General features: G+C 74.4%; 13 protein-coding genes and 1 pseudogene. 9 read left to right on the forward strand and 5 right to left on the reverse strand.

The window, feature by feature from the left end; all coding sequences use genetic code 11:
* A partial coding sequence (gene eccCa, locus ACQEUR_RS08145; RefSeq protein ID WP_433027818.1) for a type VII secretion protein EccCa occupies positions 1–3,310 on the reverse strand: 3,310 nt, incomplete at its 3' end.
* Between the two features lie 325 nt (positions 3,311–3,635).
* Here eccCa and eccD point away from each other — a divergent pair.
* Entirely contained in the window at positions 3,636–5,069 is a 1,434-nt protein-coding gene (gene eccD, locus ACQEUR_RS08150; RefSeq protein ID WP_433027821.1) for a type VII secretion integral membrane protein EccD, read from the forward strand.
* Positions 5,070–5,201: 132 nt separating this feature from the next.
* On the opposite strand, the gene ACQEUR_RS08155 is transcribed toward eccD, so the two are convergent.
* On the reverse strand, positions 5,202–5,708 hold the full coding sequence (locus ACQEUR_RS08155) for an inorganic diphosphatase (protein WP_433027824.1): 507 nt from the start codon (positions 5,706–5,708) through the stop codon (positions 5,202–5,204).
* Between the two features lie 592 nt (positions 5,709–6,300).
* On the opposite strand from ACQEUR_RS08155, the gene dacB reads away from it, so the two are divergent.
* From dacB to ACQEUR_RS08175, 4 genes and pseudogenes are all read left to right on the forward strand, one after another.
* Positions 6,301–8,061, forward strand: a complete 1,761-nt coding sequence (gene dacB / locus ACQEUR_RS08160) for a D-alanyl-D-alanine carboxypeptidase/D-alanyl-D-alanine endopeptidase (protein WP_433027827.1) — start codon at positions 6,301–6,303, stop codon at positions 8,059–8,061.
* 114 nt (positions 8,062–8,175) lie between these two features.
* A complete protein-coding gene (locus tag ACQEUR_RS08165; RefSeq protein WP_433027830.1) occupies positions 8,176–9,246 on the forward strand; it encodes a zinc-dependent metalloprotease in 1,071 nt (356 codons plus the stop codon).
* Between the two features lie 13 nt (positions 9,247–9,259).
* Positions 9,260–10,279, forward strand: a pseudogene (tilS, locus tag ACQEUR_RS08170) (tRNA lysidine(34) synthetase TilS); the annotation flags it as partial.
* Between the two features lie 159 nt (positions 10,280–10,438).
* Positions 10,439–12,100 carry a gamma-glutamyltransferase family protein gene (locus tag ACQEUR_RS08175; protein ID WP_433027833.1) on the forward strand — a complete coding sequence of 554 codons (1,662 nt, stop codon included), beginning with the start codon at positions 10,439–10,441 and terminating at the stop codon, positions 12,098–12,100.
* A gap of 25 nt (positions 12,101–12,125) precedes the next feature.
* Here ACQEUR_RS08175 and ACQEUR_RS08180 read toward each other — a convergent pair whose 3' ends face one another.
* On the reverse strand, positions 12,126–13,106 hold the full coding sequence (locus ACQEUR_RS08180) for a GlxA family transcriptional regulator (RefSeq protein WP_433027836.1): 981 nt from the start codon (positions 13,104–13,106) through the stop codon (positions 12,126–12,128).
* A gap of 191 nt (positions 13,107–13,297) precedes the next feature.
* Between ACQEUR_RS08180 and ACQEUR_RS08185 the strand changes: the two genes are divergently transcribed.
* From ACQEUR_RS08185 to folE, 4 genes are all read left to right on the forward strand, one after another.
* Positions 13,298–13,429 carry a hypothetical protein gene (locus ACQEUR_RS08185; RefSeq protein WP_433027839.1) on the forward strand — a complete coding sequence of 44 codons (132 nt, stop codon included), beginning with the start codon at positions 13,298–13,300 and terminating at the stop codon, positions 13,427–13,429.
* A 104-nt stretch (positions 13,430–13,533) separates the two neighbouring features.
* Positions 13,534–14,109 (forward strand): hypoxanthine phosphoribosyltransferase, encoded by a 576-nt coding sequence (gene hpt, locus ACQEUR_RS08190; protein ID WP_433027842.1) that lies wholly within the window; start codon positions 13,534–13,536, stop codon positions 14,107–14,109.
* 499 nt (positions 14,110–14,608) lie between these two features.
* Positions 14,609–16,630, forward strand: coding sequence for an ATP-dependent zinc metalloprotease FtsH (ftsH, locus tag ACQEUR_RS08195; protein ID WP_433027846.1), 2,022 nt, complete (start codon positions 14,609–14,611; stop codon positions 16,628–16,630).
* Between the two features lie 179 nt (positions 16,631–16,809).
* Positions 16,810–17,373 carry a GTP cyclohydrolase I FolE gene (folE, locus tag ACQEUR_RS08200; RefSeq protein WP_433028949.1) on the forward strand — a complete coding sequence of 188 codons (564 nt, stop codon included), beginning with the start codon at positions 16,810–16,812 and terminating at the stop codon, positions 17,371–17,373.
* A gap of 43 nt (positions 17,374–17,416) precedes the next feature.
* Here folE and ACQEUR_RS08205 read toward each other — a convergent pair whose 3' ends face one another.
* A complete protein-coding gene (locus ACQEUR_RS08205; RefSeq protein WP_433027849.1) occupies positions 17,417–17,866 on the reverse strand; it encodes a hypothetical protein in 450 nt (149 codons plus the stop codon).
* Positions 17,863–19,989 (reverse strand): FtsK/SpoIIIE domain-containing protein, encoded by a 2,127-nt coding sequence (locus ACQEUR_RS08210; protein ID WP_433027852.1) that lies wholly within the window; start codon positions 19,987–19,989, stop codon positions 17,863–17,865. Before ACQEUR_RS08210 ends, ACQEUR_RS08205 begins: the two co-directional genes overlap by 4 nt.
* Positions 19,990–20,010 lie beyond the last annotated feature (21 nt).

Below are 20,010 nucleotides of genomic sequence, written 5' to 3' on the forward strand. Positions count from 1 at the left end.
AGATGCCGATCGGCAGCCGCAGGCCGGGCGTGCCCATGATGTCCAGGTCGGCGTACGGCAGCACCGGCGGCAGCAGGCGGACCCGGGGCGCGGGCGCGCCGTGCCAGTTGCCGGAGACCGCCTTGACCAGCGCGTTCGTCTGCCCGCCTAGGCTGGCCAGCTCCGGCAGGACGGTCAGGAAGTGCAGGCTCTCCGCGGTGATGCCCCGGCCGGGCGACTTTTCCGGCACGTTCGCCGCCGACTTGCGGGAGACGATCGAGTCGGTCGGGTCACCGAGCCGCAGCTCCAGGCGGGAGCCGAAGAGGTCCCGGATCGCCGGCCGGAAGTCCATCCAGCGGGGCGCCGCGGCGACCACGTGCACGCCGTACGAGAGGCCCCGGGTGGCGATGTCGGTGACCAGCGGCTCCAGGTCGTCGTACTCGCCGCGCAGGGTCGGCCAGCCGTCCACGACCAGGAAGACGTCACCGAACGGGTCGGCTCCGACGCCGACCCCGTTCGCCGCGGCCCGCCGCTTGCGGTACGCCCCCATCGAGTCCACGCCGAGTTCGGCGAAGCGCTGCTCCCGGTCGGTGAGCAGGGTGGAGATCTCACCCACGGTACGGCGCACCGCCGCCGCGTCCGACCGGCCGGCGACCCCGCCGACGTGCGGCAGGTCGCGCAGCGAGGCCAGCGAGCCACCGCCGAAGTCGAGGCAGTAGATCTGCACCTCGGCCGGCGTGTGGGTGAGCGACAGGCCGCAGATCAGCGTCCGCAGCAGGCTCGACTTGCCGGACTGCGGACCGCCGACGATGGCGACGTGCCCGGCACCGCCCTCCAGGGAGAGCCAGAGCAGGTCACGGCGCTGGTCGTACGGCTTGTCGACGAGTGCCACCGGCACCTGGAGCGCGCCGTGCAGCTCGGGGTTGCCGAAGGTGAGCCCCCGGGCCGGGTCGGCGAGCACCGGGCCGAGGACCTCGTCCAGGGCCGGCGCCTGGGAGAGCGGGGGCAGCCAGACCTGGTGGGCCGGCGGGCCCTGGCCGACCAGCCGGGACACCATGATGTCGAGCAGGCTGGCCGCCTTGGAGTCCTCCGGGACGGGGGCCGGGGTCGCCGGCTTGACCGGCTCCGGCACGGGTACGAAGTGGGTGGAGTAGGAGAGCAGTCGCGGACCGGACTGGCCCTGCGCGCCGACGCCGGCGACGCTGCTCTTGTGGTACGGGCCGGAGACGTACGCGGCCTTGAACCGGATCAGCGGCTCGGTGCCGAACTTGAGGTAGCCGTGGCCCGGGGCGCGGGGCAGCTCGAAGGCGTCCGGTACGCCCAGCACCGCCCGGGACTCCAGTGCCGAGAAGGTCCGCAGACCGACCCGGTACGACAGGTGGGTGTCCAGGCCGCGCAGCCGGCCCTCCTCCAGCCGCTGCGAGGCGAGCAGCAGGTGTACGCCGAGCGACCGGCCCAGCCGGCCGATCTGCACGAAGAGGTCGATGAAGTCGGGCTTGGCGGAGAGCAGCTCGGAGAACTCGTCACAGATGATCATCAGCGACGGCAGCGGGGCGAGCGCGGCACCGCCGGAGCGGGCCTTGTCGTAGTCCCGCAGGCTGGCGAAGTTGCCCGCCCGGCGGAGCAGCTCCTGCCGGCGGATCATCTCACCGTTGATCGCGTCGACCATGCGGTCGACCAGGGGCAGCTCGTCGGCGAGGTTGGTGATGACCGCGGCGGTGTGCGGCAGCCGGTCCAGCGAGGCGAAGGTGGCGCCACCCTTGAAGTCGACCAGGACGAAGTTGAGCGACTCGGAGGAGTGCGTCGCCGCCAGGCCGAGCACCAGGGTGCGGAGCAGTTCGGACTTGCCGGAACCGGTGGCGCCGATGAGCAGGCCGTGCGGGCCCATGCCGTCCTGGGCGGACTCCTTGAGGTCCAGCTCGATCGCGCCGCCGTCGGCGCCCACGCCGATCGGCACCCGCAGCTTGTCCCGGTTGGGGCGGGGTGCCCAGCCCTGCGCGGTGCTGAAGTTCTCCGGGTCGCCGACACCGAGCAGTTCGCCGAGGGTCATCTCGGTGGCCAGCGGGGCGTCCGAGGAGCCCTTCGAGGCCGCCGCGAGCCGCAGCGGGGCGAGCCGCCGGGCGACCGCCTCGGCCTCCTCGATGGTGAGCCGGTCCGGGGTGCCGACCTCGGCCTGCCCGTCCATCGAGAAGGTGTTCAACCGGCCGCCGGCGATCTCCAGCACCAGGGTGGCCCGGTCCAGCAGCCGGGGCGGCGAGCTGTCCAGGTCGATGATGGTGACGGCGTCGATGCCGCTGTCCCCGGCCAGGTAGCTGGCGCCGTTGAGGTCACCGCCGTCGAGCACGATCACCACGTGCGGGCCGTCGGTCGCCGGGCCGGACGGGCTGAACCGGGACCGGTTGCCGACCACGTCGTCGATGAGCTTCTCCAGCTCGACCGCCGAGCTGGCGACCAGGCGTACCGCGCCGAGCGCGTCGGTCTTGACCGGGTGGTGGACGTGCGGCAGCCACTTGGCCCACTCCCACCGGGCCCGCCGCTCGGGGCCGGCGCAGATCGCGATCAGCAGCTCCTCGGGGGCGTGGAAGACCGAGAGCTGGGCGACCACCGCCCGGGCCAGCGCCTGGGGCGGCCCACCGGTCGGTTCGGCGGTGGCGAACTCGCGCCCCTGCGGCCCGCTGCGGATGAAGACCCGGGCGAAGCCGCGCATGCTCAGCGCCACCGGCAGGTCCGGCACCACCGAGTACGCGTCGAGGAACCGGCGCAGCGCGCCGGCGGTCATCGGTTCGAGGTCCTCCAGCGGACGGGTGACCGGCGGCACGAGCGGGGTGGCCAGGGTCTGCGGGCCGACCGCGACCCGCACGACGCCGAAGTCCCCGTCGCTCGGGCGGCGTTCCCAGACCCGGTGACTGCCCACAGTGGACCAGAGCTGGGCCGGGTCGGGGTGCCGGTAGAACAACCCGGCGCGCTGCTTGGCGGCGGTCTCCCGGACCCGGCGCCGCAGGGTGGCGAGGTGTCGCAGGTATTCGCGGCGGGCCGCCATCATCTCGGACTTCTTCGGCGAGCCCGAGGAACTGCCCCAGGAGGAGGCGACCATGGCGAGCGAGGAGATGCCGAACATGGCGCCGACGACGTACGAGTAGGTGCCGCCGCCGCGGCCGAACATCATCGCCATCGCGACGGAGCCGCCGAGCATCGGCAGCACCATCATCATCTGCTGCCAGCGCCCGCCGGTCGCCTGCGGGATCTCCGGCGGCGCCTCGACCGCCAGCTCGCCGGTCGGGATGTCCGGTGCCGGTCGCCGTGGCGGGCGCTTGATGACGACGGTGCTCACCGCACGTCCCCAACCCGCCGCGCCACCTCGGCAACCCGGCCCTGACCGGCGGAAATCCGCGCACCAGGGCCGTAACGCGGTTGCCCGCCGCCGGGCCGCACGGCCCCGGCGGCGCGGCGTCCACCGCGCCCGCAGTGGCTACCCGTGTCCATCTGAGACCTCCCCGCTAAGGCCACGCCAACTGGAAGAGTGGACGACGTCGGCGGGCCGTGCGACGACCTGCGTCGCGAATGTCCTCGTGCTCGGTCGGACGAGCACGACCCATCCTAGGTAAAGTGCGGTCGTCCGCGCAGCCATGGGTTGCCCCCTCGATGGAGGACTGTCGATGAGTACCGGGCTCGCCCGCGTCACGATCAGCGCGCCGCAACGACGGGTGGATGTCGCCCTGCCCGAACACCTCCCGTTGGCCGAGCTCCTGCCCGAGGTGCTGCGGCACGCCGGCGAGGGGTTGGCCGACGACGGCGAGAAGCACGGCGGGTGGTTGTTGCGCCGTACCGACGGGGCCGCTCTCGCGGCGGGCCAGGCGCTGCTGCCGCAGGGGGTGCGCGACGGCGACGTCCTGCACCTGGTGCCGGCCCGCGCACAGTGGCCGGAGCTGGAGTACGACGACGTGGTCGAGGCGATCGCGGACGGGGCCCGGCGCCGCGGCAGCGCCTGGTCCGGACTGAACACCCGGGCCGCGACACTCAGCGCCGCCGGCGGGCTGCTCGCCGTCGGGCTCTTCGCGGTGGTCGGCGGCGGGCCGGGCTGGGACCTGGGCACGTTCGTCGCGCTCGGCGCCGCCGTCGTGCTGTCGCTGGCCGCCGTGGTGGCCTCCCGGGCGTACGGGGACGCGACGGCCGGCGCCGCGCTGGGCGGCTACGCGCTGCCGTACGCCTTCTTCGGCGGCGCCCTGCTGGTCGCCTCCGGTGACCCGGCCGGCGTGCTCAGGCCGGTCGCCTGGCTCGGCGCCCCGGAGGTGCTGGCCGGCTCGGTCGCGCTGCTGCTGGTCGCCGTGCTCGGCATGGTCGGGGTGGCCGCCGGGCTGCGGGTCTACGCCGCGGGTGTCGCCGTCGGGCTGCTCGGCGCGCTCACCGCGCTGGCCGGTTTCGTGCTCTCGGCCGCCGGCGCCGCCGCCCTGCTGATGGCGGTGCTGGTCTGCGCCATCGGCATGCTGCCGCTGCTGGCGATCCGGTTCGGCAAGCTGCCGATGCCGCCGATCACCCTGCCCACCGGGGCGGAGGCGGCCGAGGGGTTCACCACGGCCACCTCGACGCCGGCCCAGACCGGTGCGCGGGAGCGGCCGGACCGCAACCGGGTCTTCGCGGCGGTGGCGCGTACCGAGGAGATGCTCACCGGGATGCTGATCGGGCACGCGGTGCTGGCGGTGGCGGCGTCCGTGCTGCTGGTCGCGTCCGGCGGGGTCGGTGGCCGGCTGCTGGTGGCGGTCTCGGCGGCGGGCCTGCTGCTGCGCTCCCGGCTCTTCGTCACGATTCGGCAACGGGTGCCGCTGGTGGTCGCCGGGGTCGCCTCGTTCACCGTGCTCGGCATCGCCCTGGCGGGCCGGCTCGGCGAACTCGGCCTGCTCGGGCTGGCGGCCGGCGCCCTGGTGCTCGCGCTGGTGGTGGTCGCGGGTGGGGCGACCTACTCGCAGCGCCCGCCGACGCCGTACCTGGGTCGGGCCGCCGACATCCTCGACACCCTGATGGTGGTGGCGGTGGTCCCGGTGGCCTGCGCGGTGCTGGGGCTCTACGGCCGGGCTCGCGGCCTGCTCGGCTGATCGCGGGCCGCCCCGGCCCGCCCGGCTGATCCCGACTCATCCCGATCACGCGATTGTCGCCGAGACCGGACCGGTCTCGGCGACAATTTCATGATCGGGCGTGGGCCCCGGTGGTGTGCCGGGGCGCACGGCTCAGTGCGGCGACTCGCCCCGCTCGGCGGCCTCCTGCTGGCGCCGGTAGGACGCCCGGATCTCCGCCTCGGCCTCGGTACGGCCGACCCAGGTGGCGCCCTCGACCGATTTGCCCGGCTCCAGATCCTTGTAGACCTCGAAGAAGTGCTGGATCTCCAGCCGGTCGAACTCGCCGAGGTGGTGGATGTCGCGCAGGTGCTCCTGCCGCGGATCCTCGTACGGCACGCAGAGGACCTTGTCGTCCCCGCCCTTTTCGTCGGTCATCCGGAACATGCCGATGGTCCGGCACCGGATGAGGCAGCCTGGAAACGTGGGTTCGGGTACGAGCACCAGCGCGTCGAGCGGATCGCCGTCCTCGCCCAGCGTGCCCTCGATGAAACCGTAGTCCGCCGGGTACTGGGTGGACGTGAAGAGGGTGCGGTCCAGCCGGATCCGGCCGGTCGCGTGGTCCACCTCGTATTTGTTGCGGTGACCCTTCGGGATCTCAACCGTGACGTCGAAATCCATCTCGCACGCTCCCTCGTCTGCCGGCGCTGGCCTACGGAACACAACGGTGCGCACCGGCACAGGGTGACCTCGCGACCCAAGTGTCGCGCCGGCCGCCCCGCGGTGCTCGGACCAAAGTAGTGTCGCCTAGGCGGAACCGGACGGGGAGGAGGGGCGGGTGGGGAGTGAAGATTCACACTCGGGCCTGACGGGCGAAGGTCAGTCGGAGCAGCCGCCGCGCGGTCGCGTGGTCGTGCCGGGCGCCAGCGGGCCGCAGCCCGGCCCGGCTTCCGGACCACAGGTCGGCCCGCAGTCCGGCCCGGCTTCCGGGCCGCAGTCCGGCCCGGCCTCCGGATCACAGTCCGGCCCGGCCTCCGGACCGCAGTCCGGCTCGGTCAATGGACCGCCGCCATGGCCGGCCAGTGGGCCGCAGCCGCACCCGGCCAGTGGGCCGCAGCCGGGGCCGGGTGGTGGACCCCGGCAGGGCCAGGGCGATCGACCCCAGCCCGGCCAGGCCGGCGGACCGCAGGGCGGCCCGAATTCCGCACCGGCACGTGGCCGGGCGGTGGTGCCGTTGCCGGCCTCGCTGCCGATCCCGCCGTCGAACGGGTCGATGCCCGCACCGGGTCACCCGGCTCCGGCCGCACCGGCGTCGGGCCACCCGGCTCCGGCCGCGCCGCCGGCGTACCCGAATCCGGCCGCGTCGCCCGGACAGCAGGGGCCGGCATCGACACCGGGGCAGCAGGGCCCGGCCGGAGCGCCGCCGCCGTACCCGAACCCGGCGGCACCGCCGGCACACGCCCGCGCCTGGCCGACCAACCCGCCGGTCGTCCCGGCCGGCGGGCCGCCACCGGCCGCGCAACCGCCCGCCCAGCCGCCGCCGGCCGAGGACCCGCCGGTGGGCCGGCGGCGCCGGCGTACCCTGATCGTCGCGCTCGCCGCCGTGCTGGTCCTCGGGCTCGCGGCGGCCGGGGTGGTCGTGGTCCGGCCCGGTCCGGTGGACGGTTGGCTGGGCGGCGACCGGGCGGCCACGCAGGCCGGGCCCGACCTCGCCGAACCGCCGCCCCCGCCGGTGCTCACGGCCGCCGGGAACAGCGCCCCGGCGCCGACCCCCGACGGGGTACGCGCCGCGCTGGCCCCGCTGCTCAGCAGCTCCGTGCTCGGCGACGACGTGAACATCTCCGTGGTCGACGCGGTGAGCGACCAGCCGCTCTTCGAGCGCGGCCAGGACAAGCCCCTGGTGCCCGCCTCGACGACCAAGCTGGTCACCGCCGTCACCGTGTTGGCCGCCCGAGGCCCGGCCCACCGGATCGCCACCCGGGTGGTGGCCGGGGAGAACCCGGGCGAGGTCGTGGTCATCGGAGCCGGCGATCCGACACTGGCGGTCGACGAGACCGGCTGGTACCCCGGGGCGGGGCGGCTGGACCGGCTCGCCACGCAGGTCAAGAAGGCGCTCGGCGGTACGGCACCGACGAAGGTGACGGTGGACGGGAGCCTCTTCCCCGGCCCGAACGTCGGCCCGGGATGGGACTCCGACGCCCACACCGGCGGATTCGGGGCGGTGATCACCGCGTTGATGGTCGACGGTGCCCGGCTCGACCCGAAGGACCAGGGCCGGGGTCAGGCACGGTCACAGAACCCGGACCTGGCGGCCGGCCGGGCCTTCGCCGGCAAGCTGGGACTGCCCGGTTCCGCGGTGAGCAGGGGCAGCGCTCCCGCCGGTTCCGCCACGGCGCCGGTCGCCGCGACCAGCGCCAGCCCCTCCGCCACGGCGGCGCCCGGTACCGAGCTGGGTCGGGTGGAGTCGCCGCCGATGATCCGGTTGGTGGAGTTCATGCTCCGGGAGAGCGACAACGTGGTTGGCGAGGCGCTCGCCCGGCAGGTGGCGCTCGCCCGCGGCAAGCCGGGCTCCTTCGACGGCGCGGGCGAGGCGATGGATGCGGTGGTGGCCGAACTCGGACTGCCCGAGGCGCAGACCGCGCTCTCCGACGGCAGCGGCCTGTCCCGCCGCAACCGGATCACCCCGGGGCTGCTGACCGAACTGCTCTCCCGGGCCGCCGACGGGAGCCGGCCGGAACTCGCGGGAGTCTTCCCCGGCCTGCCGGTGGCCGCCTGGTCGGGCACCCTGGAGGACCGCTTCGGCCCGTCCGGCGGCGCTTCCCCCGGCACGGCCACGGGGAGCGGCGCCGGCGTGGTACGGGCCAAGACCGGCACCCTCAGCGGGGTACACGCGATCTCCGGCGTGGTGACCACGGCGGAGGGCCGACTGCTCGCCTTCGCGGTACTCGCCAACGGGGTGCCCGGCGGGCCCGACCAGGCACAGCCGGCGCTGGACCGGATCGCGGACGCCCTGGCCGCCTGCGGCTGCCGCTGACGGCCACCCGCCGCCACAGGCGTTAGGAAGGGGCCCTTCCTATACACAAAGCGATAGGAAGGGCCCCTTCCTTACACCCCGCTCGGGGTGTGCCGGCGCGGGTACGGTGGACGCATGGCGCAGTTCGTGGACTGGGATCTGGCCGCCGCCACCGCCGGGGCGCTGGGAAAATCAGGCCCCCGGGTCTCCTATGACGAGGCCACCGAGGTGGTGGCCGACCTCCGGCGGCTGACCGACGAGGCCGCCAGCCACGTGCTGGACTACACCGGTCTGCGGGCCCAGGTCGCCCACCCACCGGTACGGGTGGTGGACCGGCGCGACTGGGCGGCCACCAACATCGCCGGTCTCCGTGAGGTGATCACCCCGCTGATCAACCGGCTCTCCGGCGAGAAGCCGCCCGGGGTCCTCACCGACAGCATCGGCTCGCGGCTGACCGGCGTACAGGCCGGTACGGTGCTGGCGTACCTCTCCGGCCGGGTGCTCGGCCAGTACGAGGTCTTCTCCGCCGACCCCGGCCAGTTGCTGCTGGTCGCGCCGAACATCGTCGAGGTCGAGCGGAAGTTGCAGGCGGTGCCGAGGGACTTCCGGCTCTGGGTCTGCCTGCACGAGGTCACCCACCGCACGCAGTTCACCGCCGTGCCGTGGATGCGCGGGCACTTCCTCGGCGAGGTGCAGGCCTTCGTCGACGCGTCGCAGGCCGGTGGTGAGCACGTCCTGGAGCGGCTGCGCCGGGGCGTCGGGACGCTCTCCGACGCGATCCGCAACCCGGAGAGCCGGGCCAGCGTGCTGGACATCGTGCAGACGCCCGGCCAACGCGCCGTACTGGACCGGTTGACCGCACTGATGACGCTGCTGGAGGGGCACGCCGAGTTCGTCATGGACGGGGTCGGGCCGGGGGTGATCCCGTCCGTGGAGACGATCCGGGCGCGGTTCAACCGCCGTCGCGAGACGGGCAACCCGCTGGAGAAGGCGATCCGCAAGCTGCTCGGGGTCGATGTGAAGATGCGCCAGTACGCCGAGGGCCGCAAGTTCGTGCACGGCGTGGTGGAGCGGGTCGGCATGGAGGGCTTCAACCGGATCTTCAGCTCGCCGTTGACCCTGCCCCGGCTGGAGGAGCTCTCCGACCCGGACGCGTGGGTGGCCCGGGTGCACGGCCCGGTCGGCCCCGTCGCGTCCGCCGGTTGACCGAGGCCGCGCCGTGGCCGCCGTGCCGCCGCCGGTCGCGGCCGTCCGGGTCGCGGTCCGGCGGGCCCTGACCGGGGTACGCCGGGACCGGCCGGTGCTGGTCGCCTGCTCCGGTGGTGCCGACTCGCTCGCCCTGGCCGAGGCCACCGCGTTCGTGGCGCCCCGGCTGGGGATCCCGGCCGGGCTGGTCACCGTCGACCACCGGCTGCAACCGGGCTCGGACCGGCGGGCCGAGGCGGTGGTCGGGTGGGCCTCCGGCGCGGGGTTCGCCCCGGCCGAGGTGGCGGTCGTCGAGGTGGCCGGCCGGCCGGGCGGGCCGGAGGCGGCGGCCCGGCAGGCCCGGTACGAGGCGCTGGTCGAGGTGGCCCGCCGGCACGACGCGACGACGGTGCTGCTCGGGCACACCCGCGACGACCAGGCCGAGACGATGCTGCTGGCGCTGGCCCGGGGCGCCGGCCCCCGGGGTCTCGCCGGCATGCCGGTGACCCGGGAGCTGGCCGGCGTGACGCTGTGCCGCCCGCTGCTTGAGATCTCCCGCGAGCAGACCCGCAAGGCGTGCGCGGTGCTCGGGCTGACCCCGTGGGAGGACCCGCACAACACCGACGACCGGTACGCCCGGGCCCGGGTCCGGGCCGACGTGCTGCCGGCGCTGGTGGCGGCGCTCGGTCCGGCCGTGCTCGACAACCTGGCGCGCAGTGCCCGGCTGCTCGGGGCGGACAACGCGGCGCTGGACGCGCTGGCCGCCACCGCCTACGACCGGGCCCGTGCCGCCTGTCGAGAGGCCGCCGACGGGCCCCGTGCGGTGGCCGACGCGGCGGCCGGTGGACTGGCCGTACCGGTGCTCGCCGGGCTGCCGGCCGCGGTGCGTACCCGGGTGCTGCACCGGTACGCCCGGGAGTTGGGTGCGCCGCCGGCCGCACTGTCGCACCGGCACGTCGACGCGCTGGACGCCCTGGTGACGGCGTGGCGCGGGCAGGGGCCGGCGTACCTGCCGGGTGGGATCCGGGTCGTCCGGCGCGGCGCGGTGCTCAGCACCGGGGAAAGCGCGGCCACGGGTCACCGGGGGTCGCCGGGCGGGCCTGAGTCGCCGGGCGGGCACGGGGTGCCGGGCCAGGGTGCGGCGCCGGAGCGGCGGGCGGTTCCCGGGGCGCCGGAGTGGATCGAGGCACCGGCGCCGGAGTAGACATGGGGCATGCCGCACCCTCGCCAGCCGCTCTTCGCGCCGCACGGCGCGGTCGCCACCAGCCAGCCGCTCGCCGCCGCCGCCGGACTCGCGGTGCTGCGTCGGGGCGGCAACGCCGTCGACGCCGCCCTGGCCACCGCGATCACCCTGACGGTGGTCCAGCCCGGTTCCAACGACATCGGCGGTGACCTGTTCGCGATCGTCTGGGACGGGCGCCGGCTGCACGGGCTGAACGCCTCGGGGCGCTCGCCCGCCGGGCTGACCCGGGAGATGGTGCTCGTCGCGAACGGCGGCCGGGGCGCGGAGCCGACCCCGGCGCACGGCGGCGCCCAGGCCACCGGCCCGGCGATGCCGGCCCGGGGCTGGCTGCCGGTGACCGTACCCGGAGGGCCGGCGGGCTGGCGTGACCTGCACGACCGGTTCGGCAGCCTCCCCTTCGCCGACCTCTTCACCGACGCGATCGGCTACGCCGAGCACGGCTTCCCGGTGTCGCCGAACGTCGCCGCCGGCTGGGCCCGCTCGGTACTGGCGTACGCCGAGCTGGCCGGCGCCCCGGCGGCCGGTGCGGAGTTCGCCGAGTGGGGCCGGGTCTTCACCGTCGACGGCGGGCGGGCGCCCCGGGCCGGCGAGCGGTGGCGCAACCCCGACGCGGCGGGGACGCTGCGCCGGCTCGCCGCCACCGGCACGGCGGACTTCTACTCGGGCGGGATCGCCGAGGCGCTGGTCGGTCACGCGGCGCGCACCGGTGGCCTGCTCGACGCGGACGACCTGACCGGGCACACCTCCACCTGGGTGGATCCGGTACGGGCCGGCTACCGGGGGTACGACGTGTGGGAGCTGCCGCCCAACGGCCAGGGGGTGGCGGCGCTGCTCGCCCTCAACATCCTGGACGGGGTGGAGCCGGCCGCCATGTCGCCGGCCGAGCGGCTGCACTGGCAGATCGAGGCGACGAAGCTCGGTTTCGCCGACGCGCACGCGTACGTGGCCGATCCGGAGCGGGTGGCGGTGCCGACCGCCGAACTGCTCACCCCGGAGTACGCGGCGGCCCGCCGGGCGCTGGTCACGCCCCGGGCCGGCACTCCGGCCCCGGGTGATCCGGCCCTGGGCGGCACCGTCTACCTCTGCGCCGCCGACTCCGCCGGGATGATGGTGAGCCTGATCCAGTCGAACTACCTGGGCTTCGGGTCGTTCGTGGTGCCGCCCGGTCTCGGTTTCGGCCTGCAGAACCGGGGCGCCGGATTCAGCCTCGACCCGGCCCACCCCAACGTGGTCGCGCCGGCGAAGCGGCCGTTCCACACCATCATTCCGGGCTTCCTGACCCGCGGCGGTGCGCCGGTGGGCCCGTTCGGGGTGATGGGCGGGCACATGCAGCCGCAGGGGCACGTACAGCTCGTCTCGTCCACGGTGGACGGCGGGCTCGACCCGCAGGCCGCGCTGGACCACCCGCGCTGGTACTGGCACGCGGGCCGCTCGGTGCTGGTCGAGCCCGCGCTGCTGGCCGACGACGCCGGCCGGGACGCGGTCGCGGAGCTGCGCTCGCGCGGCCACGAGATCACCGTGGAGGCCGACCCGTCCGCCTTCGGGTACGGCCAGGCGATCTGGCGGCTGCCCGAGGGCGGGTACGTGGCCGGCTCGGAGCCCCGGGCGGACGGCTGCGCGACCGGCTTCTGACCCCCGGGGTGGCCGGACGCTCCGGTCACCCCGGGGGGCTGCCCGCGTCCTGCGGGACCCGGTCCCGGAAGGTGGCCCGGTAGGCCTGCGGGGTGGCGCCGAGCCGGCGGGCGAAGTGGTGCCGCAGGGTGGCGGCGTCACCGAAGCCGGCCCGCGCGGCCACCGCCTCGACGCCGAGTTCGGTCTCCTCCAGCAGCCGCCGGGCCAGCAGGATCCGCTGGTTGGTGATCCAGTCGTGCGGTGTGGTGCCGGTCTCGGCCCGGAACCGGCGGGCGAAGGTACGCGGGGCCATGTGCGCCCGCCCGGCCAGGTCGTCGACGGTCAGTTGCTGGTCGAGGTGGCTGACCAGCCAGCTGAGTACGGGTTCCAGGGTGGGTGCCGCCGGCGTACGCGGCATGGGTGCCTCGATGTACTGCGCCTGCCCGCCGTCGCGGTGCGGCGGCACCACCATCCGGCGGGCGAGCTTGGTGGCGAGCGCCGAGCCGTGCTCCTGGCGGACCAGGTGCAGGGAGGCGTCGATCCCGGCGGCGGTGCCGGCGCTGGTCAGCAGGTTGCCGTCCTGCACGTAGAGCGAGTTGCAGCGGACCCGGGCCAGCGGGAACATCTCTTCCAGCTCGTCGGCGTGCCGCCAGTGGGTGGTGCACTCGCGCCCGTCGAGCAGGCCGGCCGCGCCGAGCACGAAGGCGCCCGAGCAGACGCTGAGCACGTACGCGCCGCGGGCGTCGGCCCGGCGCAGCGCCGCCAGGACCGCGTCCGGGACCGGTGCGCCGATGCTGTGCGCCGGGACGGCCACCAGGTCGGCGTCCGTGGTCGGGCCGAGGTCGGCGTGCGGTACGAGCCCGAAGCCGGAGGCGGTGCGCACCGGTCCGCCGTCGACGGTGCAGATGTCGAAGCGGTAGCCGGGGAAGCCGTCGGCGGTCCGGTCGGTGCCGAAGACCTCGCAGAGCACCCCGAGTTCGAAGGCGGCGACGTTGTCCAGGGCGATCACGGCGACGTTGCGCAACATGGCGGAAGCGTACCGGGTAAGTGGCAGAAATTCGATGGTGTCTGGCAATGCTGCCACTGTCTGGCTCCGGAACGGCGGACGACACTGGACACCGAAAGCCGATGCGCATCGGCGGCGAACCACAGAAACCAGCTGGTCCGGGATCCCGGGAGACCGGGTACGGGCCACGGAGACCGGAAGGTCACGCCGCCATGGAACTCTTCGTCCTGCTCTTCTTCGCCGTTCTCGTCCTCGCCTCCGCCCTCGGGTTCACCGCCGACAGCCGGGACTCGGCCGACTGGAAGCCGACCACCGGGGGCCGGCGTTGGTCGGCACGCCACTGACCTCGCGCCGGGACGGGAGCGAGTGCCTGGCCAGCCGGGGCGCGGCCCGCGCGAAGGGGCCGCCCCGGCGACGGGCCCGAACCGGCGTACGGCAGGCTAGGCGCATGGCTCAGGGCTCCTGGTATGACGCCGATATCGACCACGTGATCATCTCGGAGGAACAGATTCGGGAAAAGATCGCGGAACTGGCCAAGGAGGTGTCGGCGGACTACGCGTCGGCCCCCGAGGGACTCCTGCTGGTGTGCGTCCTCAAGGGCGCGGTGATGTTCGTGGCCGACTTCGCCCGGGCGCTCGGCCGGCACGGGCCGCCGGTCGAACTGGAGTTCATGGCCCTCTCCTCGTACGGGCAGGCCGCCACCTCCTCCGGGGTGGTGCGGATCCGCAAGGACCTGGACCGGGAGATCGCCGGCCGGCACGTGATCGTGGTCGAGGACATCGTCGACTCGGGGCTGACGCTCTCCTGGCTGCTGCGCTACCTGGAGTCCCGGGAGGCGGCCAGCGTCGAGGTGGTCGCGCTGTTCCGCAAGCCGGACGCGATCCAGGTCGCGGTGCCGGTGAAGTACGTCGGGTTCGACATCCCGAGCGAGTTCGTCGTCGGCTACGGGCTCGACTTCGCCGAGCGCTACCGGGAGCTGCCCTACGTGGGGGTGCTCAAGCCCGAGGTCTACGCCCGCAGCTGACTCCGGCCGGCGTTCGACCCGCTTCCTGAGCGCGTTCTCAGCCCGGACCGGAGCCGTCGCCCACCGCTGCGAGGTTGTTTCCGGCACCCGTCCGCGCGGCTCCCCCGGCGCGTCGGTCCGGCCGCTGTCCCGCGCCGGCCACCCGGTACGTCTGGTTGGTCCTGGTTGCCAGACGGGAAATATAGAGCCTACGTACAGCGCGCTCCCAGGAAACGCGGTTACGGTATGCGGTGGTGGCGGTGGCGCTGGCGAAGCTTCCCTCGGTCCGGCGCCATCCCGGCACACGGGTGCGGGTGAACCTGCCCGCCGAGGGCTCGCAGGCTCGCTCCTCGCGCCCACGGTGTACCGTCGAATGACCGTGGCGCGGTGTCAGAGCGCCCGGCGTCGAGGCCGGCCCGCAGGGGACGGTTTCGGCCGTCGCTCCGGCGGCGAACGCAGGTAACCAGACGGTCAGGACGTCGATCAGGAGGGTCCGGGCGTTACGGCGCTCGACAACAGCATGGAACGTACGCGTTTCTTCCGCCGCCCGGTGGTCTGGATCATCCTGGTGATCATCGGCGCGATAGGGCTCAGCTCATTCTTCAGTGGTGGCCCGAGCTATCACCAGGTCGAGACGAACGTGGTCCTCGACCAGCTCAACAAGGGCGGCATCGAGAAGGTCAACTTCCAGGACAAGGAGCAGACGCTCCAGCTCGACCTGGCACAGAAGGCCAAGTTCGGTGACACCGACACCGACAAGATCCAGGCTCAGTTCCCGGCCGAGGTCGGCGACGAGATCTGGAACCAGGTCACCGCGGCGAAGGCGGCCGGCAAGATCACCGGCGCGACCGACACCGAGGTCTCCGGCGACAACGTCTTCGTGACGCTGCTGGTCAACCTGCTGCCGATCGCCATCCTGGTGATCCTGCTGCTGCTCTTCATGTCGCAGATGCAGGGTGGCGGGTCCCGGGTGCTCAACTTCGGCAAGTCCAAGGCGAAGATGATCACTAAGGACACCCCGAAGACCACCTTCGCCGACGTGGCGGGCTCCGCGGAGGCCGTCGAGGAACTGCACGAGATCAAGGATTTCCTGCAGAACCCGGCGAGGTACCAGGCCCTCGGCGCCAAGATCCCCAAGGGTGTGCTGCTCTTCGGCCCGCCCGGTACGGGTAAGACGCTGCTGGCGCGGGCCGTGGCCGGCGAGGCCGGGGTGCCGTTCTACTCGATCTCCGGTTCCGACTTCGTCGAGATGTTCGTCGGTGTCGGTGCGAGCCGGGTGCGCGACCTCTTCGAGCAGGCCAAGGCGAACGCGCCGGCCATCGTCTTCGTCGACGAGATCGACGCGGTCGGCCGGCACCGTGGCGCCGGCATGGGTGGCGGCCACGACGAGCGCGAGCAGACGCTCAACCAGCTCCTCGTCGAGATGGACGGCTTCGACACCAAGGGCGGCGTGATCCTGATCGCCGCGACCAACCGGCCGGACATCCTCGACCCGGCACTGCTGCGCCCCGGCCGGTTCGACCGGCAGATCGCGGTGGACACCCCGGACATGGAGGGCCGCAAGGCGATCCTTCGGGTGCACGCCAAGGGCAAGCCCTTCGCGCCGGACGTCGACCTCGACGCGGTGGCGCGGCGTACCCCGGGCTTCACCGGTGCCGACCTGGCCAACGTGATCAACGAGTCGGCGCTGCTGACCGCCCGGGGCGACAAGCGGGCGATCTCGAACGACGCGCTGGAGGAGTCGATCGACCGGGTGGTGGCCGGCCCGCAGCGGCGGACCCGGGTGATGAGCGACAAGGAAAAGAAGATCACCGCCTACCACGAGGGCGGGCACGCGCTGGTGGCCTGGGCGCTGCCGCACTCCGCCCCGGTGCACAAGGTGACGATCCTCTCCCGCAGCCGCTCGCTGGGGCACACCCTGGTGCTGCCCACCGAGGACAAGTACACCCAGACCCGCGCCGAGATGATCGACACCCTGGCGTACGCGCTGGGTGGCCGGGCCGCCGAGGAACTCGTCTTCCACGAGCCGACCACCGGTGCCAGCAACGACATCGAGAAGGCCAGCGCGCTGGCCCGGGCGATGATCACGCAGTACGGCATGAGCTCCAAGCTCGGCGCCATCAAGTACGGCACCGGCGGGGACGAGCCCTTCCTGGGCCGCAACATGGGCCACGAGCGGGACTACTCCGACTCGGTGGCCGCCGAGATCGACGCGGAGATGCGTTCGCTGATCGAACTGGCCCACGACGAGGCCTGGGAGATCCTGGTCGAGTACCGGGACGTCCTCGACAACCTCGTGCTGGAGCTGATCGAGAAGGAGACGCTCTCCACCGCCGACATGGCCCGGATCTGCGCCCGGGTGGTCAAGCGGCCGCCGATGGCGCCGTACAACGGGTTCGGCAAGCGGCAGCCGTCGACCGAGCCGCCGGTGCTCACCCCGGCCGAGAAGGAGAGCCTCAAGGCTCAGGCCGAGGCGGACGGCGTCCAGGCGACGGTCGGGGGCAACCACAATCCCTCGCCCAACTCGGACGGCACCCACTGAACGATCCGACCAGCGATCAGGCCGCCGGCGATTTTGCCGGCGGCCTGCCCGTGTCCAGCCCCGCGGCAGCGGCCGTTCCCAGCGAGGCGGTCTCCTCCACCGAACCGGACGACGAGCTGGACTACCTCGCCGCCCGGCTGATCAACGGCCGGCTCGGCGGTCGCCCCGTCGAGCAGACCATGGACCTGGCCCGGATCGAGAAGGCGGTCCGGGAGATCCTGATCGCCGTCGGCGAGGACCCCGACCGCGACGGGCTGGTGCAGACGCCGGCCCGGGTCGCCCGGGCGTACGCCGAACTCTTCGCCGGGCTGCGGGTCGACCCCGCCCAGGTGCTCAGCACCACCTTCGAGGCCAACCACGAGGAGCTGGTGCTGGTCCGGGACATCGACGTGATGAGCCTCTGCGAACACCACCTGCTGCCGTTCCGGGGCTCGGCGCACATCGGCTACATCCCCGGCGAGCACGGCCGGATCACCGGCCTGTCCAAGCTGGCCCGCCTGGTCGAGGTCTACGCCCGGCGGCCCCAGGTGCAGGAGCGGCTCACCACGCAGATCGCCGACCTGCTGATGGCGAAGCTCGAACCGCGCGGCGTCCTCGTGGTGCTGGAGTGCGAGCACATGTGCATGGCGATGCGCGGCATCCAGAAGGCGGGCGCGAAGACCATCACCTCGGCCGTGCGCGGAGTGTTCCAGCGGGACGCCAAGTCGCGCGCCGAGGCGATGTCCCTGATCATCCACTCCTGACCCGGGGCGGCCGCCCGGACCGGCCCGCCCGGCGGGCGGGGAGTCAGTTGCGTAGGGCGGCCACGCCGACCAGGCAGACGGCGGCGAGCACCACCAGCAGGACCAGCGCCGCCGACCCGTACAGCAGGAGGAATCGCCGCCAGTCGGCCGGCCAGGGCAGCGGCCCCATGCCGGCCGGGAACGTCGCGGCGTCGGCGGCGTCGGCCGCCGCCCGGGCCTCCCGCAGCGCCGCCAGGACCGCCTCCGGACCGGCCGCCATCGCCTGCCCGGCCGCCGCCACCTCCGGCTCCGACGGCAGCAGCTCCCGCTCCGGTACGCCCAGCGCGCGCAGCCGGGTCTGTTGCGGCACCAGTCGGGCCCGTACCCCGGTCAGCTCCTGCCGAGCGCTCTGCACCCCCTGTGCCTGCTGCCCGGCGGCACTGGTCGCGGCCTGCCGGACGGCGTCGAGCCGTCGCGCCGCCGCGAGGTAGTCCTGCCACGGGTCGGTGCTCATGCTCCCCCCTCCGGCCGTCTGGCGGACGGCACGGTCACCCCGGCCGGCGCCGGCCCGCCCGGGTCGGGCCGACCGGGGCCTGCGGGGCCGGCCAGGTCGACCGGGCCGGGCCCGGCCCGTTCACCGGGGCCGGTGCGGTTGCCTGGGCCGGCGGACGTGCCGGGGCCGTCGAGGTCGGCGGGACGCTGCGGCTCGGCGACCGGGCACCCGACGTCGGGCTCGTCCCCGGGGCGCGGGACCGGCCGGCCGGAGAAGGTGACCGGCTCGGACGTGCTGGCGGGCCGCTGCGCCCACAGCCGGTGCCGCAGGGCGGTGAGGGTGTGGCCGTCGAGGTGCGGGTCGGGGAACCGGACCACCCGCTCGTGCCCCCGGGTCGCGCCGCGCGGCCCGCCCAGCCCGCCGGCGGTGTTGACCACGGCGGCGCCCAGCGGCAGGCCGGCCGCCGAGTCGTTGGTCGGCTCCAGCACGTCCGTACCGCCGGGCAGCGCCACCCGCACCGGGAACTGGGCGAAGACGGAATCCCGCCGGGCGCGCAGCGGAGCCAGGGCCGGCGCCGGACGACCGGTCAGGATCAGGTGTACGCCGTACAGGCGGCCACGGCGGGCCAGTGACTCCAGCCGGGCGAGCGCCTCGACGGCCACCTCGTCGTCCCCGCCGAGCAGCACCGGAAACTCGTCCAGCACGCAGACGACCCGGTGCCACCGCCGGTCCTCCGGTCCGGTGCCGGCGCCGGCGGCCCGGCGGTCGAGTTCGGCGTCGAGTTCGCGCAGCACGGCGAGGGCGTGGTCCCGGTCGACCCGGGTGCCGACCAGCCGGACGTGCGGCAGCCACGGCCCGGCGAACCCGGCCCCGCCACCCTCGCCGGGCCCGTCCGGCGCGAAGTCGGTGAACTGGGCGCCGTCGGCGAAGCTGAGCAGGTGCAGTGCCAGCTCGTCCGGTCGGTACCGGGCGCAGAGGCCGTAGAGCACGTTGACCAGGAACGCACTCCGGCCGGCACCGGGCCGGCCGCCGATCAGCCAGTGCGGGGTGCGCTCGTCGAAGGTCAGCGTCACCGACCGCTCCCCGTCGTGTCCGACGGTGGTGGTGAGCCCCTCGGCGGCGCTGGACGCCCACCCGTCGGCGGGGTCGGGCAGCAGGTCGTCGAGGGTGCGGTGGTAGTCGGCCTCGAACCGGGCGGCCAGCTCGCGGCAGACCCGGTCCAGCAGCCGGGGCGGGGGAGCCTCGTCGAGGAAGACCGGCGCGTTGAGCCCGGTCGAGGGGAGGTACGGGCCCGGGCTGCCGAACGATCCGCCGGGCGGGTCGCCGACCACCGCGTACGGGTTGCGCACTGTGATCATGGTGGTCCGGGCCAGCGGCGGCTGCGTGGTCTCGGCGGTCAACGGTGGCGGTGGCCAGCCCGCCACGATCAGGTGCAGTCCCGCCTCCGGCCCCTGCTCGGCCAGCGCGCCGATCCGGAGCAGGTCGGCTCCCTCGGTCAACTCCGGCAGCGAACCGATGACCAGCAGCAGCGTCCGGTCGTGCCGGTTGCGACGGGTGGCGGCCCGACGCGGTGGCCGTACCCACTGCTCCACCTCGGCCAGCACGGCCCGCAGCCCGGCGTGGTCGGTGACCGGCGGCGGCATCAGGCCGGCGTCCGCCAGCGGCCCGAACGGGGCGAAGACCTGGCCCGCTGTGGCCGCGTCCACGGCCCGGACCAGCAGCGAGCCGGCGGGGGCGGCCGCCAGCAGGCGCAGCAGTACGGCCCGGAGCAGGCCGGCGACCCTCGGATCCCGGCTGTCCGCGTCGACGGTGAGGTGGCCGGTGCCGAGCAGCGGGACCACCGCCGGGAAGCGCGCGTCGTCGAGCGGTTGGGCGATGCCGATCCGGACGAAGGCCGGCAGCCCGGGCCCGCCCAGCGGGGCCTCCTCGGACTGGGCGTCCAGCGGTGCGCCGAGCCAGCCCGGGGTCAGCAGGCCCGCCGCGGCGCGCAGCCGCTCGGCCAGCTCGTGCTGCTCGCGCTGGTCGGCGGGGGCGGGCCGGGTGGCGTCCAGCACCACGCCGGCGGCGGCGGCGGTGGCGGCGGCGCGCCGGTGCAGCGCGGCGGCCTGGCTGGCCCGTGCCCTCCAGCTGTCCACCGCAGCCAACTCCTGTCGCTTGTGGCCGGC

The sequence above is a fragment of the Plantactinospora sp. CA-290183 genome (assembly GCF_050936375.1).
Taxonomy (GTDB): domain Bacteria; phylum Actinomycetota; class Actinomycetes; order Mycobacteriales; family Micromonosporaceae; genus Plantactinospora.

Excerpts from the sequence above, each read along its gene's own strand:
- eccD (WP_433027821.1), top strand. The coding sequence starts at position 3,636 with ATGAGTACCGGGCTCGCCCGCGTCACGATCAGCGCGCCGCAACGACGG.
- ACQEUR_RS08155 (WP_433027824.1), bottom strand. The coding sequence starts at position 5,708 with ATGGATTTCGACGTCACGGTTGAGATCCCGAAGGGTCACCGCAACAAA.
- dacB (WP_433027827.1), top strand. The coding sequence starts at position 6,301 with ATGCCCGCACCGGGTCACCCGGCTCCGGCCGCACCGGCGTCGGGCCAC.
- ACQEUR_RS08165 (WP_433027830.1), top strand. The coding sequence starts at position 8,176 with ATGGCGCAGTTCGTGGACTGGGATCTGGCCGCCGCCACCGCCGGGGCG.
- ACQEUR_RS08175 (WP_433027833.1), top strand. The coding sequence starts at position 10,439 with ATGCCGCACCCTCGCCAGCCGCTCTTCGCGCCGCACGGCGCGGTCGCC.
- ACQEUR_RS08180 (WP_433027836.1), bottom strand. The coding sequence starts at position 13,106 with ATGTTGCGCAACGTCGCCGTGATCGCCCTGGACAACGTCGCCGCCTTC.
- ACQEUR_RS08185 (WP_433027839.1), top strand. The coding sequence starts at position 13,298 with ATGGAACTCTTCGTCCTGCTCTTCTTCGCCGTTCTCGTCCTCGCCTCC.
- hpt (WP_433027842.1), top strand. The coding sequence starts at position 13,534 with ATGGCTCAGGGCTCCTGGTATGACGCCGATATCGACCACGTGATCATC.
- ftsH (WP_433027846.1), top strand. The coding sequence starts at position 14,609 with ATGGAACGTACGCGTTTCTTCCGCCGCCCGGTGGTCTGGATCATCCTG.
- folE (WP_433028949.1), top strand. The coding sequence starts at position 16,810 with ATGGACCTGGCCCGGATCGAGAAGGCGGTCCGGGAGATCCTGATCGCC.
- ACQEUR_RS08205 (WP_433027849.1), bottom strand. The coding sequence starts at position 17,866 with ATGAGCACCGACCCGTGGCAGGACTACCTCGCGGCGGCGCGACGGCTC.